The sequence below is a fragment of the Photobacterium chitinilyticum genome (assembly GCF_004104355.1).
Taxonomy (GTDB): Bacteria; Pseudomonadota; Gammaproteobacteria; order Enterobacterales; family Vibrionaceae; genus Photobacterium; species Photobacterium chitinilyticum.
This window is the reverse complement of the sequence record NZ_RJLM01000001.1, coordinates 1,036,562-1,051,692: the sequence shown is the minus strand read 5'-3', so window position 1 is coordinate 1,051,692 and position 15,131 is coordinate 1,036,562. Positions and strand designations below refer to the sequence as shown.

Genomic DNA, 15,131 nt, shown 5'->3' with positions numbered 1-15,131 from the left:
GAGAAGGCAAAGGCTGATAGGCAGCCTTTACCCGACAATAATTTTTTACTTCAGATAACGCTCTACAAGGTGCGTTCTGAAGTGTTCCGCATTAAGTCGTTCACCGGTTGCATCAATCAATAGCTGATCGGTTGAAAGGGTTGAGGCTTTCTTCCATACATGGCGGTCAAGCCAGTTGAAAATTGGTTGCAGGTTGCGGCCACGGATCAGATTTTCCACATTCATTTCTTTGCGCATGGCAGCCATAAACTGGGCGGCATACATAGCGCCCAAGGTATATGACGGGAAGTAGCCAAAGCTGCCGTCTGTCCAGTGAATGTCCTGCATGCAGCCATCGGTGTAATTACATTTTGTTGTCAGACCCAAATACTCCATCATTTTTTTATCCCAAAGCTCAGGGATATCAGCAACCTCAATATGACCTTCAATCAAGTCACGCTCAATCTCATAGCGAAGAATAACGTGTGCTGGATAGGTTACTTCATCGGCATCAACACGAATATAACCGGGTTTTACACGGGTGTTTAATAGCGTTAGGTTTTTGCTGCTCAGTGCAGAGTCATCTCGGCGTTCAAATGCATCAGAGGCTAGAGGGGCAAGAAGATCAAAGAATGGTTCGCTACGGGATAGCTGCATTTCGAAGAATAGGCTTTGCGATTCATGAATGCCCATTGAGCGAGCCTCACCTACGGGTAAGCCGCGCCATTGAGCGGGTAAGCCTTGTTCATAACGAGCATGGCCTGTTTCGTGAATTACCCCCATTAACGCAGAAGTGAAGTCTTCCTCATCGTAGCGGGTTGTAATACGGACATCAGTCGGGACACCACCGCAGAAAGGATGCACACTAACATCGAGTCGGCCGTGTTTGAAGTCAAAGCCAAGCTTGGTCATCACCTCGAGGCTCAGCGACTTTTGTTGTTCAGTCGGGAAAGGACCAACAGGTGTAAGAACCTTTTCTGCATTTTGTTTCTCCCGAACTTGTTGGATCAAGTTGGGTAACCAGCTTTTTACGTCACTAAATAGCTTATTTAGCTCTTTGGTGGTCATTCCTGGTTCATAGATATCAAGTAGGGCGTCATACCGGCTTAAGCCTGTCGCTTCTGCTCGAATTTGAGCTTCCTGGCGGGAGAGCTCAACCACTTTTTCTAAGTTTTTACTGAAAGCATGCCAGTTATTTTCAGTCCGTTGCGAACGCCAGGCATGTTCACACTTAGAGCCAGTCAGTGACTGCTTTTCAACTAGATCTGCTGGTAGTAGATTACTCATCTGCCAAGAGCGTTTCATTTCTTTCAGGCTAATGACTTGCTCTTTAGTTAATGATTCAGCTTCAGCATGTGCAAACCATTCTGCCAGGTGAGAAGCTGTTGCAAGCTCATGGTGCATAACGGCAAGCTCAGCCATTGCTTCTGAGCGGGCTTCATTACCGCCTTCTGGCATCATTGAAGCTTGATCCCAGCCACAGATAGCATTGAGATGAGCGAGTTTTGAGAGCTTCTGCTGATGTCGCTCTAATTTTTCGTAGAAAGTCATTACCTATCCTTATGTTGACCACTACCTGGTAGATAAATCTCCTGCCAAGCATTGCTATCTAGCATAAAAGTTTTTGAAGGCTTTAGACATGGTATGAGTATAAAAAATACAATTTTGCTGAATAAATTGGGCGTAGCAGCATGAATGCCATGCAGCAGCAGACTTTTATCGATACTTTTTGGATTATTGTTCTTGCTTGATATTGAATAGATTCAAGTATAAAGCATTGAATTGTTGTGAATCAGCGTCATTTTAAACCTCAATTAAACGGAAGGAACATGACATCTACGTTATTGGGAGGCAGTATTCAAAATGACCGAAATCACTTCAAGGCTGCTGAAAACAACAGGTAGGTGTGATATTGGTAAGTGTTAGTGACAGGCGATATGTGTAACTAAATTTACAATATCGTAAGACTTCGTAAAGGTCGCAAGCATTGATAATGCTGTTCGTTATACTGCTTGCATCATCAAAGAGGGCTAGTTACATCATCATGCAAAAGAATTCTACATTTTATGCTGTACTTGCAGGTGCAGCGTTGTTCTCGTCCGCTACGTTTGCGGCTCCTACCGTCATTCCTGACGCTCCGACACTCGGTGCGAAGGGGTATGTATTGATGGATTACCATACCGGTCAGGTGCTTGTCGATAAAAATGCTCACGAACAGCTTAATCCAGCAAGCTTAACAAAGCTGATGACCAGTTATGTTGCCGGGCAAGAAATGAAAAACGGCAATATCAGTAAAGACGATCGTGTTGTGATCAGCCGTAATGCGTGGGCTAAAAATTTTCCTGACTCTTCGAAGATGTTCATTGAAGTTAATACAGAAGTGAACATGATGGATTTATACCGAGGCTTGATTATTCAGTCAGGTAATGATGCCAGCGTTGCGATTGCCGAACATGTTGCCGGCTCGGAAGGTGCGTTTGTTGGTTTGATGAATTCATGGGCAAAGAAACTCAATATGAACAACAGCTCTTTTGCAAACCCACATGGGCTGGATAGTAATGATCTGTATTCAACGCCTTATGATATTGCGCTATTAGGCCGTGCATTGATCACTGATTTACCTGATATCTATTCTCTTTATAGTGAGCGGTCTTTTACTTATAACAAGATAACGCAACGGAATCGAAATGGTCTATTGGCAGATAGAAGTCTGAATGTAGACGGTATGAAAACCGGTTACACCAGCGGTGCTGGCTACAGCTTAGCAAGTTCTGCCACTCAGGGAGACATGAGATTGATCTCTGTTGTTATGGGGTCGAAAAGCGCGAAAAGTCGAGAAGCTGAAAGTAAGCAGCTTCTTAACTACGGCTTCCGATTTTTCGAGACCGTATCACCACATAAGCAAGGTGATGAGGTACTGAATGAGCGCGTGTGGATGGGGGCTGCAGATACTATCTCGTTAGGTACGAAGGAAGACTCTTATGTGACATTGTCGCGCAATGATGCCAAAAAACTGGCTGCCAATGTTGAGTTAAACGATGATTTGGTTGCCCCGATCAATAAAGGTGACATTGTCGGGAAAATTTTCTATCAGGTTGATGGGGAAGATATCTATGATGTTCCTTTGATTGCTTTGGAAAGTGTAGAGGAAGGAGGTTTTTTCAGTAGAATGTTTGACTATATTAAATTGTTTTTTACGGGCTTGTTTAAGTAATGCACGTGATGAATTCTGATCTTAAAAGAGCCGCAGATAGCGGCTCTTTTTCTATAATTAAATGTGATCAGAAAAGGGAGAATAGTATGGCTAGTATGAGTGATATTCACGATGCTATTAAGGCTGCAGATGACGAATTTGAGCGTATCTTCAGGCAAGGGGATGCTGCTGGTATCGCGGCCCTTTATACAAAGAAAGGACAGTTTCTGCTTCCTAATAGTGACTTTGTAACAGGCAGAGAGGCAATCCAGACAACATTTCAAGCTCTCATGGACTCGGGTGTCAAGGCGGTCAAGCTAGAAGCACTTGAAGTTGAAGGGTACGGTGATACGGCCACTGAAGTTGGTAAATATGTACTAGAAGATGGTAGTGGTCTGGTGCTTGATAAGGGGAAGTTCGTTGTTATTTGGAAGCAAGAGGCAGGGCAATGGAAACTGCATCGAGATATCATTAATTCCAGTATGGCCGCTCCGCAATAATCGTATAAATTAGGTAGCCGGGGCTCTTTCTCCCTCGCTACCTAAAACATGGTGGACATCGAGTGTTCCAACCTAATACAAAAATCCGTATAATCCTCGCCCTACAAAGAATCCCTCTAGGAAATCTACAGTCGGTATAATCGACAGTGTGAGAAGTCGCAATGAATCAGAATGACATAAGAAAAGAGACACTTGAATTCAACAAACTCCAAAAACGTCTAAGGAGAAATGTTGGAAATGCCATCATCGACTACAACATGATTGAAGAGAATGATGTTGTCATGGCATGCATAAGTGGCGGAAAAGATTCATTTGCGATGCTGGATATCCTTTTGAATCTTCGAAAAGCTGCTCCAATCAAATTTGATGTTGTTGCTGTAAACCTTGATCAAAAGCAACCAGGTTTCCCTGAGCATATTTTGCCTGAGTATTTCGAAAGTCTGGATATTCCTTACTACATCGTAGACAAGGATACCTATTCAGTTGTTAAAGAAAAAATACCTGAAGGTAAGACAACGTGTGGTCTCTGTTCAAGACTGCGTCGAGGTACGCTGTACTCGTTTGCAGAAAAAATTGGGGCGACAAAAATTGCTCTCGGGCATCACCTAGATGATATCGTTGAAACTATGTTCTTGAACATGTTCCATGGTTCACGTCTTAAAGCAATGCCACCTAAATTGCGTTCTGATGATGGTCGTAACGTTGTAATCAGACCATTAACATATTGCCGAGAAAAAGATCTGATCAAGTACGCGGAGCATAAAGAGTTCCCAATCATCCCTTGTAATCTTTGCGGTTCTCAAGAAAACCTTCAGCGTCAAAGTATCAAAGCTATGTTGATTGACTGGGATAAGAAAACGCCAGGCCGTGTGGAGAGTATTTTCAAGTCAATTCAGAATGTTAGTCCAAGTCAGCTAGCTGACAAAGAGTTGTTTGATTTTGTTAACCTACCACTAGATCGCGAAGGTGAAAGGGCTGAGTATGCCTTTAGTGAAGCAATGGTGTCATCGACGAACATCGATGAATCTATGTTCATTGATGTTACTAATGTCTAAACTTGGATTAGTACAAATATAGAGATATAAAGGAAGGCGGCAATTAGCCGCCTTCTTATTGCCACTATGATCACTTTGCCCTTGAGTTTTAATGCTCGTTTTGAGGAAGTCCATCGTTTATTTCATAATAATCTCCCTTTTCTGCAACAAAGATATGCTGCCCAAGGGTTGTTTCTGTCGGTGTATCAAATGAGCCTAAAGCAATACCTATCCAATGATGCTTTTGAGTATCAAGGGGATCAAAGAACAAAGATGAGCCGCATTTAGAGCAAAATCCTCGCCTCACTTTTTCGGATGAGTGATACCAAGAAATGTTTTCTGAACCATTAATTGACAATGAACTACGTGGTACTTCACCACTTGCCAAAAAGTGCCCTGTCCATTTTCGACACTGGTTACAATGACAAGCATCCGTCGTTTCAAAAGCTCCTGAGACTTCAAATTGAACAGCACCACACAGACATGATCCTTTATACTTATTCTCAGTCATCTGTACTTCCTTTTATTAATGTCTGTATTGCATCCACTAGGGTATAGAAATAGCTCAAATACTTCTTGGTTCTCAATGGCCATTTGTTACTGGGATGGTGTTGGGCATGCATCTGAATTCCACGGGCCAAACGAATCTATACCGTGATCAACAAAATCAAATTGTAAGCCTATGCCATTTTCTCGTATTGATACATAAAAGGGCTCTGTTCCGTTACACAGCTTATCAAAATACTTTCCTCCAATTCCTGTACCAAAAACAAAGCGATCATCATCGTTAGTAATGGTGAATTTCAAGAGTGATTGCTTTTCTATAAATTCAACTTTTGTATCAGAGTCATTTTTGTTGGATTCTTGTATGTAATTGTGTAGAACGTTAACCATTTCTTTAGAGAGTGTATTTGGCTTATAAGTGTAATCTTCGCTGCGACTATTAGTACAACCTGACAGAATTAAGCTTCCAGCAATAAAAGTGGTCGTTATTATTTTTTTAAACACTAAAGTGTCCTTTCGGTAAGTGAAATGTTAATAGTTGTTATCATGATTACTTACAATTTTATACTATAGGTCCTGTTCATTATCTTCCTGCTATCACAGAGGCACGGAAGATTTGCGATCTCAGGTTATTAGCAATAACCTCATTGTATATTTATCTACCTTTACATAAATTCGACATATGTCACTATTTTTGGAAATCGGATGAAAAATTTCACAGTGATGTTCAAATTTTAGTGTTCTAGATCTGACTGATCGTTTCTTAATGACGTTCATAGCAGGTAAGAGGAGTCAAATGGAGGGGCTAGTTGCTTTTAGTATAAAACTTGAAGTCTTTCCCATTTATATACGTTCATTAATTATTCTAAATCATAAGAGTGTATATTTTTCGATAATATAACTGCCTAGTGAAAATGCATTTTGCATAACCTTGCTGTAAATTATGAGGCATATATGAGCATTTTTTTTGACCGCCATTTGAACGATGAGATTGATGACAGAAAGATTATTTCCATTGTTTGTGGGGGAGGGTTAACATCAAGCATGCTGGCACAGAGAATGCAGAAATTTATTGATGAGTCTGAATTGCCTTATTATGTGATGTATTCAGGTATTCCATCTTTAGAGGATGCTGACTTTTTAAGTTTATATGCGGATAAGATTGAGGTGGTATATATATCACCTCAAGTTCATCACAACTACACCTTAGCAAAGGAATGCATGGCACCTTTCAATATTCCGGTGTTTAAGATCGATGGAAAAGTTTTTGGTACCATGGACTACAGAGTAGTGGTTAGTGATGCCTTAGCCTGTATTAGTCAGCGCAATAAAGAAGCAGAATAGTTGTTTTTTAGTATATCTGCCACTGAAAAACACTTAGGTGTCAATTTTGCCTATAACTTATTGTTTCTGAACGCAAATATAGCGTATTCGATACTCTTTCTGGCCATGTTGTGCATGGCTTACACTATCAAGGATTTCACCTTCTTGTAATTTATTGAACTGAGCGAAGCTATTTTCCAGGTCGAGTTTTGAAAAGAAATGAATCAATTTTCCCGGTTTTACTTCAAAAGTATTGGCTTCAACTTCAGCTCCATTTCTGAAGTAATCATCATGTTCTGACAATACGGTGAAAAAAAGAAAGCCGCCTGGTTTTACAAGTTTTTCGCATTTTCTAATGAATTTATCACGATCGCCTTTAAGGAACAAATGGAGTACATCAAAGCAGAAAACAGCATCATATTCCTCTTCCGGCAATTGTATCTCGAAAATCGAACTGTTCAATAATTTCAACGACGGGTCGTATTTCTGAGCTAACCTACATGCTGTAGATGATATTTCGACACCCGTAACATCAAAGCCCGTAGAGGTAAATACCTTACTATTTCTCCCATAACCAACACCAGGTATTAAGATGCTTTTGATTTGTTTTTCTTTAAATATTGATAATGCGATGTTAGTTGCAATGCTCGGTTCATCTCCCCAAATATAACTGTTTTGTCCAAACTGTTTATCCCAATATTTGACTTGTTCCAAGAGTCGATCTCCTTGTTAGTGTGTTGGCTTTCGAAATTAAACCGTGTGATTAATCAGGTTTGAGATAACACTGCGTTCTTCGCGCAAAGATACTTCAATGACCTGTTTTTGGCTTGTAACGTCAACATCAATTTCTATTGTTGCAAGTGTATGCTCGTCACCTAACCGGAGCAGATAATTTCCGCTTGGTGAGCAAACTTGACTACATCCTCGATATTTACCGGTCAAGGTTTTCGTTATGTCTGCTCCAACTCGATTGCATGTCACGACATACATACTATTTTCGATAGCCCGGGCCCGTGAAATTTGGAGACTTTGCTCACCACCAAAATTTGAAGGGTGGAGTAAGACATCAACGCCTAATTCTGAGTATTTTCGGGTAATCTCAGGAAACCAAAGATCGAAACATATCGCGATACCAAATGTAATGCCTTGATGCTCAAAAGTGATAAGTTCTTGGCCGCGTGAGAAATACTGCTTATCTATCGTTGTCTGGCTGATTTTTCTATACTTCGTCTTCAGTCCGTTGCCATCAACGACTGCGACAGTATTGAAATATTCGCCGCCGATACTCTCAGCAACACCTGCAACGATTAGAGTGTTATATTTCTTTGCTAAAAGGTGTAATGACTCAATAGTTTCACTATCACCATAATTTTCAGAGAGTTCATGTATTTCACTGGCTTCGTTGAATATATAGCCGGTAGAAAACAGCTCCGGTAACAACACAACGTCACCGATTAACTTTGCTGTTGCGAGTAAATCGGTAACACGGTTGATGTTCTCATGTTTGTTCTTATAACTTACATCCGTCTGAATGATTGATATCTTCATAATCCCTCTGTGAATAACGACCATCGATTTATTCTATATCACAGCAACGACATGCAAACTAGATGCATATCAATATTTGAAGAGGTTAATGGGAAGAGGATATCAAGTTCATGACGAACGATGTTCTGAAGATGCGAAGCCTGGCATTCGGACATAAGAGAAAACAGCCTCCGAGGAGGCTGGGCTGTTTGGTCTTTGTACGGTTAGTTCTCAGGGTGAGGACTTAGCGGGCTAACATAGCCTTCAGGCTTGAGGGCCAATAAGTCACAGTTTAAGCTATCAATGGTATGCTCGGCGGTGTTACCAATAAATACGGCAGAGAGTCCGGTACGGCCAGTTGTTCCTAAAATAACGAGCTCAGCATCAAGATCTTCCGCTACTTTTGGGATCACATCTTCTGGTAGGCCTTCTATAACATGCGTCTGTTCTTCAGGTAGCCCATGCTTGTGGCGCAGCGCTTTCATTGATGTGAGGTGATGGCCCCGAACTGCGTCGCTGTATGAAGCAGGATCAAACTCAGGAAGTTCAATCGTAATATTGACGGGTGTAGCTGGGTAGGCATTCACCAAATTAACTTCAGCCCCGAGTAATTCTGCGATTGTTATTGCTTCAGACACGATCGCATCGTTAAGCTGCTCGTGAGTTTCGCTGTCGGCTGCTAGATTAACACTGGCAATAACCTTTCCGTTTTCTGGCCAGCTGTGTTCTTTGACCATTAGAACTGGGCACGGGCATTTACGCAATAAATGCCAATCAGTTGGCGTGAAAATAACAGAGCCAAGCTTGACGTGATCATGAGTTGCTTTGATCAGAAGATCATGATGGTTACTGAACACTTCTGCAATGATGGCTTCATAAGGCCTGTTATGCCACACCACGGTGATGTCAATGTTAAAGCCATCATCAACATATTGACGTGTGATATCTTTTAGCCATTCTTCTCTCTGTATCACCACACCTTTACGCATGGCTAGCCGTTCGTCGGAAGAGAGCATTGATGTCATTTCATAAGAGAAATCGTAGATGGCTAAAAATAGGGTGATTTTTACTTCTTGCGATCTTTTGGCGAGATCGACAGCGCGAGACAATGCTGGCTGGTGATCCTGAGCCGGATCGGCAACAACGAGAATATTATTGTACTTGGTCATAATTGCCCCCTTACACAAACCGTGTTGGCATCAAAACCAGTTTCTGATCCCTTAAGTAAGGATACTATCTATTGCCCTGAATACCATTTAAAGCAAATAGATAAATCAGATTGGCCTATTAACTGTAACGTATAGAAGGCGTTATGGGGAGTTTAGAAAGGGGGTAAATATAAAAAAAGTGATACGGCTCATGCTCGTATCACTTTCTTTGCAATAGATAAAACGCTTATGTTGCGTTGTTTCTGCTCACACCAGCAAGACGAGCCAATTCTTCATGGTCAAGGATGGTAATATACTTTCCTTTGACACTAAGCATCTCAGATTTTTGGAATCGTCCTAACAGGCGGCTGATAGTTTCGACAGTCAGACCTAGATAGTTACCAATATCACCGCGAGTCATTGTTAGACGGAACTCTCGAGGTGAAAAGCCACGTTGCGAGAAACGAAGCGATAAATTGTAAAGGAAGGCTGCCAGGCGTTCTTCTGCGTTCTTTTTAGAAAGCAGTAGGATCATCTCCTGATCACCTTTAATTTCATGGCTCATCAAACGCATAATTTGCTGGCGAAGTTTTGGCATTTTCCCGGACAAGTCATCAAGAATCTCAAACGGAATTTCACAGACCATTGAAGTTTCGAGTGATTGAGCAAAGCTTGGGTGCATCATCTCGTTGATCGCATCAAACCCTACCAAATCTCCCGCCAAATGAAAGGCTGTGATTTGCTCATCACCTTGCTCAGTGATGGTGTAACTTTTAATGGTGCCAGAACGAATGGCATAGAGTGATTTGAGTTCATCACCCGCTTTAAAAAGCTCTTGTCCTTTTTGGATAGGCTTTTTTCGCTCAATAATTTGATCTAGCTGATCGAGCTCAGACTCATTCAAAGTAAATGGAATACACAACTGACTAATACTGCAATCCTGACAGTGGATTGCACATCCGCCTGACTGGATACGTTTGGTTGTAAGTTTGTCTGAAATCATAAGCCTGTCTAACCAATTTGATGTAGGTCAATATTTTAACATATTATGAAGCAATATGACGAGTATTAAAAAGCCTACAACATTTGTTTGATTGCGATATAACCAGTATGTACCCCATAGAGCAATAGCATCAAGGCACTGGCACGTTTGAAATAGAGGTTTCTGAGAAAATTTTGCAACTGTTGGGCCATTGAACCCACAGCTATCATTGCCGGGAGTGTACCTAAGCCGAAGGCAAGCATGACTGCAGCACCAGAGAGTGCGCTACCAGAAACGGCTGCCCAACTAAGGGTTGAGTATACAAGTCCACAAGGTAACCACCCCCAGAGTAAACCGAATGGTAATGCCGCAACTGGTGACTTCAGCGGAAGTAATGATTTTGCTGCAGGTGACACAAAACGCCAGAGAGACTGACCCAAGCGCTCGATTTTAGTTATGCCTTGCCACCATTGGCCAATATAAAGCGCTAGCAAAATCATCATGATAGCAGCAAACAGCCGCAGAGAGACGAGTCCGGTCGAATATCCACCAAAGGAAGCAATACCGGCAAAGGCACCGCCGATGATTGCACCCGCTATCGCATACGAGATAAGGCGGCCTGTGTTATAGCAGAGTAGGTAAGGCCACCGTTTTGCCTGTTGCTGACCGGGCATCCCCAATGTCAGGGCTGCGGCCACTCCGCCACACATCCCAAGACAATGACCAGCCCCCATCAGACCAATGATAAATGCCGCGTAAAAATCGATATTCACGATGCGTTTTCACTCTCTTGGTTTTTTCGTTTGAGCTTGATTCTGCCCAGGTTCATCCTCGTCAAACAAGATGTCATAACCCTGACGCTCTAGATCTTCAAACTGTTCACTTCTGACGGCCCAAAGAAAAATGCCCACAGCGATACAGACAAAAACGATCGCAATTGGTATTAACAAGTAAAGACTAGCCATTTTCTTTTAATAACCTTAAAGAATTTGAAACAACAATGATCGAGCTTGCCGACATTCCTACGACTGCAATGTAAGGAGCGACAAAACCAGCAACCGCAAGCGGTAAGATAACGAGGTTGTAGCCTAACGCCCAAGCTAAGTTTTCTCGAATGATTCTTCTGGTCTTTAGCGCTAACTCTCTAGCACGTAAAATTCGTGATAGCTGATCACCTAGCAATACCATATCCGCCGATGATTTGGCAACATCAGTACCTCCTCCCATTGCAACAGAAAGGTGGGCACCAGCCAGGACAGGAGCATCATTGACACCGTCTCCTATCATAAGGGCAACATTGTCCCTATCGAGACTGCGGAGGTATTCAAGCTTGCCTTCTGGCGTTGCTCCAGCAATTAAGTTATCGACATTTAGCTTATCAGCGACAATCTGAGCACTGGCTGAATGGTCTCCGGTTAACATGGTGACCTTGATACCTGATGCCTGGAACTGTTCAATAAGCTCCTCGCTGTCTTCGCGGATTGGATCATCGAGCCTAAAGCCGGCGATAAGCTGGTCATTGCAAGATAGCCATACCTGAAAACGGTTGTCGCATTGTTTCAATAGAGCTGGTTTTTCAGGGTGATTATCAAGGACAAAGGTAGCCTGACCTATTCGCCACTCGTTACTATCTATTGAGCCTTTCAACCCACAACCAATGATATTCTTTACGTCATCAAATGCTTTGCTGTTGTCTCGATAGCCACTAAAGGCTCTTGCTATCGGATGATTGGCAAAGCGTTCCATTTCTGCGGCATAAGCCAAAGCATCGGCTTCAGACATTTCACCAAAAAGCTGTGTTTCGACAAGGCGAATATTACCTTCGGTAAGAGTACCTGTTTTGTCGATAACCAACTGATTGACTTTACAGAGAGTTTCTAACACATGTCCACGGCGTAGCAAAATACCAAGGCGACCAAGGCTCGATGTAGAACAGGTGAGGGCGGTTGGTGTCGCTAGCGAAAGTGCACAAGGACAGGTTGCAACAAGAACAGCCAATGTGATCCAGAGAGCATCTCCCGGTTGCTGCTGATGCCAGTATAACCAGGTACAGGCAGAAATAAGTAAAATGCCGGCAACGAAGTAGCGGGCTACGATATCAGCCACCTCAGCTACTTTGGGCTTTGAAGATTGGGCCTCGTCCTGCAGGCGTACAATATTGGAGATAAGCGAGTTTTGTCGGTCTTTAGTGACGCGTAGTGTTACGTTCCCGTCACCGTTAATTGTACCAGCATAGACTAAATCACCCTGTGTCCGGGGAACCGGCATCGGCTCTCCGGTCAGCATTGATTCATCAATTGCTGTTTCGCCAAGAATAACTTTACCGTCGGCAGGGAGGCTTTCACCTGGCAGAACTGTAATGACGTCGCCGACTTTTAGGGTTTTGGCGGCAACTTGAGATCCGTCCTCAAGGGTGGCCATGGCTGGTATCAGTTTCAGCAAGTTGGCACTGGCCGCCGCTGCTTGCCGGCGTGCTCGCATTTCAAGAAAGCGCCCTAAAAGAAGGAAGAAGGTGAACATCGAGATTGACTCGAAGAAAACTTCGCCTTTGTCCATTACGGTTGCATAAAGGCTTGCGACATAGGCAAAGAGCAGGGCAATAGAAACAGGAACGTCCATTCCAAGAGTTAGGGCTCTTAGATTACGCCACGCATTGAGATAGAAAGGCAGAGCAGAATAGAGCAGTACAGGGGTGGCAAAAATGAGGCTGACCCAACGTAGATAGCTTTTAAATTCCGCATCGAGATCGCCAAAAATCTCAAAATACAGTGCTATAGCCAGCATCATAACCTGCATTGTTGCAATACCGGCGATACCGAGTCGGTACAGATAGTTTTTCATCATTCGATGGTATTGCTGTTCTTGAGCGTCAGCTTCGAACGGAGCTGCCTTATAGCCAAGCTGATGGATCACTGAAAGAAGGTGACTTAGTTTCGCTTTGGTTGGATCCCAAGTGAGCAGGGCGCGATGAGTTGTCGTGTTTACTCGTATGGAGATAACACCGACTTCACGTTTAAGTTGTTTTTCAATTAGCCACGCACAGGCCGCACAAGAAACACCATCAAGAGAAAGAGAAACCTCTTTGCTGTCATCAAATTCACGAACAAATTCCTGTTGGATTTCTTCGTGATCATAGAGCAATAGAGATTGAAGTTGCTGAGGGACTAAGTCGGCTTTCTCGGCTGGAGCCGTTCGGAATTCATAATAGGAGGAGAGGCCGCTTTCAACGATTGTTTGTGCGACCGCTTCACATCCCGGGCAACACATATCACGAGTTTTGCCCAGTATTTCAACTTGATGTTGGCAACCCTGTGGAACAGGATCGCCGCAATGGTAACAGTCTTTTGTCATTCCTTGATCTGCCCGTACAGCGAAATCGGGTCGGATGTTGGTAGGTTAACGCGTCCTTGTAACATCCAGTCGCCATCAAATGGTTCTACTTCAACAAACCAAGGGCCTTCTATCTGCTCTGGAGAGCTGAAACGATAAGCACCGCTTAAATCAGCACTGACCATTTGGGTAAAGTCTTTATTGGCCAGGGTGCGGTGTGTAAAAGTGACACGCAAGTTAGGATTGCTCTTAAGATCACCTTTATCAAAATTAACTACGATATTGGTATCGGCGACGCTGACAGATGCTTTTAAGTTAAGTGCATCGGCAACCCGGAGACGAGAGAGATCTAAATTAATCGCCTTGCCTTTCTTGTAATAATCTTCTGCTACAAGGTCGACTTGATTCTGAGAAAAGATGTAAACAGCTGTCAGGCTGTACACTATTGAAATAGCAGGAATGGCGAAAACGAACCAAGGCCAAAACTGCTTATACCATGGTTTACGCATAATGATTACCTTTGAAGCTTTGATGAAGAGAGCCCCTGAAGTTAACAGGGGCTAGGTTTTATGTCTCAGTCTTTATTACTAATTTCTCAATCAATATGTAACCAAGCATTAACCATCTTATTACTTGTCAGTGTTGTTGCTCAAACCCCAGACATAGGCAGAAATTAGCTGAATTTTCTCTTCACCCAAGATATCTTTCCATGCTGGCATTACGCCCTGACGACCGTGAGTAACCGTGGCTTCTACTGCGCGACGAGAGCCGCCGTATAGCCATGTGTTATCTGTTAGATCGGGTGCACCAAACGCAGGGTTACCTTTACCATCTGTTCCGTGACAAGCTGCACACATAACGAAGCGTTGCTTACCAGCAGCAGCATCTTTTGCGTTTACTTTACGTCCAGACATACCAAGCACATAGGTAGTAACTTCTTTGACACCATCTTTACCAAGTGAATCAATCCAAGCTGGCATTACACCATGGCGACCGGTCATGATAGTTGTTTTGATAGTTTCAGCTTCACCACCATACAGCCAAGCATTGTCAGTTAGGTTAGGATAACCTAGCTGACCACGAGCATCCGAACCATGACACTGTGCACAGTTTTGGATGAACAGGCGCTGGCCAACTTTAATCGCTTCTGAATTTGCGGCGATTTCAGTGATTGGACGAAGTACATTACCTGACTCGTCATAAGCCAATGTCTTAAAGGTTTCACCAAACTTAGCTTGCGCTTCATCTAGCTCTTTAGCGTACTGGTTCAGACGCTGCTCTTTTTGAGCATTAGCAATAGCCAGTTTCGATTCTTCAACAGAACGAACTGTTTGGTCAGAACTCTGCCATCCCAAGATACCTTTGTAGTTACCTAGACCCGGGTACAAGACTAAGTACAGAAGGCCGAAGATGATGGTGCCCCAAAACATATAGGACCACCATTTCGGTAGTGGGTTGTTGATTTCACGAATACCATCGTATTCGTGACCCATGTCTTCACCTTCCTCAACGCCCATTTTGTCTTTGCTACACCAGACGAGGATAGTAGCTATACCAAAAATGGTGCCAAGCGTGATGATTGTTATCCATAGACTCCAAAATGTAGTCATG

General features: G+C 43.0%; 16 protein-coding genes. 4 read left to right on the top strand and 12 right to left on the bottom strand.

Annotation, left to right across the window (positions count from 1 at the left end):
- Window positions 1–45 precede the first annotated feature (45 nt).
- Window positions 46–1,530, bottom strand: coding sequence for a carboxypeptidase M32 (locus tag EDI28_RS04470; RefSeq protein WP_128782609.1), 1,485 nt, complete (start codon window positions 1,528–1,530; stop codon window positions 46–48).
- Between the two features lie 493 nt (window positions 1,531–2,023).
- Here EDI28_RS04470 and EDI28_RS04465 point away from each other — a divergent pair, with 493 nt between their 5' ends.
- From EDI28_RS04465 to ttcA, 3 genes are all read left to right on the top strand, one after another.
- Entirely contained in the window at window positions 2,024–3,193 is a 1,170-nt protein-coding gene (locus EDI28_RS04465; protein ID WP_128782608.1) for a D-alanyl-D-alanine carboxypeptidase family protein, read from the top strand.
- A gap of 86 nt (window positions 3,194–3,279) precedes the next feature.
- Window positions 3,280–3,672, top strand: coding sequence for a YybH family protein (locus tag EDI28_RS04460; RefSeq protein ID WP_128782607.1), 393 nt, complete (start codon window positions 3,280–3,282; stop codon window positions 3,670–3,672).
- 161 nt (window positions 3,673–3,833) lie between these two features.
- The gene (ttcA, locus tag EDI28_RS04455; RefSeq protein ID WP_128782606.1) at window positions 3,834–4,727 is read left to right on the top strand and encodes a tRNA 2-thiocytidine(32) synthetase TtcA; all 894 of its coding nucleotides are present in this window, start codon (window positions 3,834–3,836) and stop codon (window positions 4,725–4,727) included.
- A gap of 88 nt (window positions 4,728–4,815) precedes the next feature.
- On the opposite strand, the gene EDI28_RS04450 is transcribed toward ttcA, so the two are convergent.
- Together EDI28_RS04450 and EDI28_RS04445 are read right to left on the bottom strand one after the other, a co-directional pair.
- Window positions 4,816–5,217, bottom strand: a complete 402-nt coding sequence (locus EDI28_RS04450) for a GFA family protein (RefSeq protein ID WP_128782605.1) — start codon at window positions 5,215–5,217, stop codon at window positions 4,816–4,818.
- 86 nt (window positions 5,218–5,303) lie between these two features.
- The gene (locus tag EDI28_RS04445) at window positions 5,304–5,714 is read right to left on the bottom strand and encodes a hypothetical protein (RefSeq protein WP_128782604.1); all 411 of its coding nucleotides are present in this window, start codon (window positions 5,712–5,714) and stop codon (window positions 5,304–5,306) included.
- A 450-nt stretch (window positions 5,715–6,164) separates the two neighbouring features.
- On the opposite strand from EDI28_RS04445, the gene EDI28_RS04440 reads away from it, so the two are divergent.
- Window positions 6,165–6,554 carry a PTS sugar transporter subunit IIB gene (locus tag EDI28_RS04440; RefSeq protein WP_128782603.1) on the top strand — a complete coding sequence of 130 codons (390 nt, stop codon included), beginning with the start codon at window positions 6,165–6,167 and terminating at the stop codon, window positions 6,552–6,554.
- A gap of 57 nt (window positions 6,555–6,611) precedes the next feature.
- Here the strand turns inward: EDI28_RS04440 and EDI28_RS04435 are convergent, their stop codons facing one another.
- The 9 genes from EDI28_RS04435 to ccoP all read right to left on the bottom strand — a co-directional run bounded on the left by EDI28_RS04435 (window position 6,612) and on the right by ccoP (window position 15,130).
- Entirely contained in the window at window positions 6,612–7,247 is a 636-nt protein-coding gene (locus EDI28_RS04435) for a class I SAM-dependent methyltransferase (RefSeq protein ID WP_128782602.1), read from the bottom strand.
- A 36-nt stretch (window positions 7,248–7,283) separates the two neighbouring features.
- Window positions 7,284–8,081 (bottom strand): carbon-nitrogen hydrolase family protein, encoded by a 798-nt coding sequence (locus EDI28_RS04430; protein WP_128782601.1) that lies wholly within the window; start codon window positions 8,079–8,081, stop codon window positions 7,284–7,286.
- Between the two features lie 203 nt (window positions 8,082–8,284).
- Window positions 8,285–9,229 carry a universal stress protein UspE gene (uspE, locus tag EDI28_RS04425; RefSeq protein ID WP_128782600.1) on the bottom strand — a complete coding sequence of 315 codons (945 nt, stop codon included), beginning with the start codon at window positions 9,227–9,229 and terminating at the stop codon, window positions 8,285–8,287.
- A gap of 226 nt (window positions 9,230–9,455) precedes the next feature.
- Window positions 9,456–10,211 carry a fumarate/nitrate reduction transcriptional regulator Fnr gene (gene fnr, locus EDI28_RS04420; RefSeq protein WP_128782599.1) on the bottom strand — a complete coding sequence of 252 codons (756 nt, stop codon included), beginning with the start codon at window positions 10,209–10,211 and terminating at the stop codon, window positions 9,456–9,458.
- Between the two features lie 74 nt (window positions 10,212–10,285).
- Window positions 10,286–10,963 (bottom strand): sulfite exporter TauE/SafE family protein, encoded by a 678-nt coding sequence (locus EDI28_RS04415; RefSeq protein ID WP_128782598.1) that lies wholly within the window; start codon window positions 10,961–10,963, stop codon window positions 10,286–10,288.
- A 9-nt stretch (window positions 10,964–10,972) separates the two neighbouring features.
- The gene (gene ccoS / locus EDI28_RS04410; protein ID WP_128782597.1) at window positions 10,973–11,155 is read right to left on the bottom strand and encodes a cbb3-type cytochrome oxidase assembly protein CcoS; all 183 of its coding nucleotides are present in this window, start codon (window positions 11,153–11,155) and stop codon (window positions 10,973–10,975) included.
- Window positions 11,148–13,541: a heavy metal translocating P-type ATPase gene (locus EDI28_RS04405; protein ID WP_128782596.1), complete on the bottom strand. Its 2,394-nt coding sequence runs from the start codon at window positions 13,539–13,541 to the stop codon at window positions 11,148–11,150. Before EDI28_RS04405 ends, ccoS begins: the two co-directional genes overlap by 8 nt.
- On the bottom strand, window positions 13,538–14,029 hold the full coding sequence (locus tag EDI28_RS04400) for a FixH family protein (protein WP_128782595.1): 492 nt from the start codon (window positions 14,027–14,029) through the stop codon (window positions 13,538–13,540). The genes EDI28_RS04405 and EDI28_RS04400 overlap by 4 nt, the downstream gene beginning before the upstream one ends.
- 120 nt (window positions 14,030–14,149) lie before the next feature.
- A complete protein-coding gene (ccoP, locus tag EDI28_RS04395) occupies window positions 14,150–15,130 on the bottom strand; it encodes a cytochrome-c oxidase, cbb3-type subunit III (protein ID WP_128782594.1) in 981 nt (326 codons plus the stop codon).
- Window position 15,131 lies beyond the last annotated feature (1 nt).

What these genes read in the sequence shown, in the direction of transcription:
- EDI28_RS04470 (WP_128782609.1), bottom strand. Translation starts at nt 1,530, where the DNA reads ATGACTTTCTACGAAAAATTAGAGCGACATCAGCAGAAGCTCTCAAAA.
- EDI28_RS04465 (WP_128782608.1), top strand. Translation starts at nt 2,024, where the DNA reads ATGCAAAAGAATTCTACATTTTATGCTGTACTTGCAGGTGCAGCGTTG.
- EDI28_RS04460 (WP_128782607.1), top strand. Translation starts at nt 3,280, where the DNA reads ATGGCTAGTATGAGTGATATTCACGATGCTATTAAGGCTGCAGATGAC.
- ttcA (WP_128782606.1), top strand. Translation starts at nt 3,834, where the DNA reads ATGAATCAGAATGACATAAGAAAAGAGACACTTGAATTCAACAAACTC.
- EDI28_RS04450 (WP_128782605.1), bottom strand. Translation starts at nt 5,217, where the DNA reads ATGACTGAGAATAAGTATAAAGGATCATGTCTGTGTGGTGCTGTTCAA.
- EDI28_RS04440 (WP_128782603.1), top strand. Translation starts at nt 6,165, where the DNA reads ATGAGCATTTTTTTTGACCGCCATTTGAACGATGAGATTGATGACAGA.
- EDI28_RS04430 (WP_128782601.1), bottom strand. Translation starts at nt 8,081, where the DNA reads ATGAAGATATCAATCATTCAGACGGATGTAAGTTATAAGAACAAACAT.
- uspE (WP_128782600.1), bottom strand. Translation starts at nt 9,229, where the DNA reads ATGACCAAGTACAATAATATTCTCGTTGTTGCCGATCCGGCTCAGGAT.
- fnr (WP_128782599.1), bottom strand. Translation starts at nt 10,211, where the DNA reads ATGATTTCAGACAAACTTACAACCAAACGTATCCAGTCAGGCGGATGT.
- ccoS (WP_128782597.1), bottom strand. Translation starts at nt 11,155, where the DNA reads ATGGCTAGTCTTTACTTGTTAATACCAATTGCGATCGTTTTTGTCTGT.
- EDI28_RS04405 (WP_128782596.1), bottom strand. Translation starts at nt 13,541, where the DNA reads ATGACAAAAGACTGTTACCATTGCGGCGATCCTGTTCCACAGGGTTGC.
- EDI28_RS04400 (WP_128782595.1), bottom strand. Translation starts at nt 14,029, where the DNA reads ATGCGTAAACCATGGTATAAGCAGTTTTGGCCTTGGTTCGTTTTCGCC.
- ccoP (WP_128782594.1), bottom strand. Translation starts at nt 15,130, where the DNA reads ATGACTACATTTTGGAGTCTATGGATAACAATCATCACGCTTGGCACC.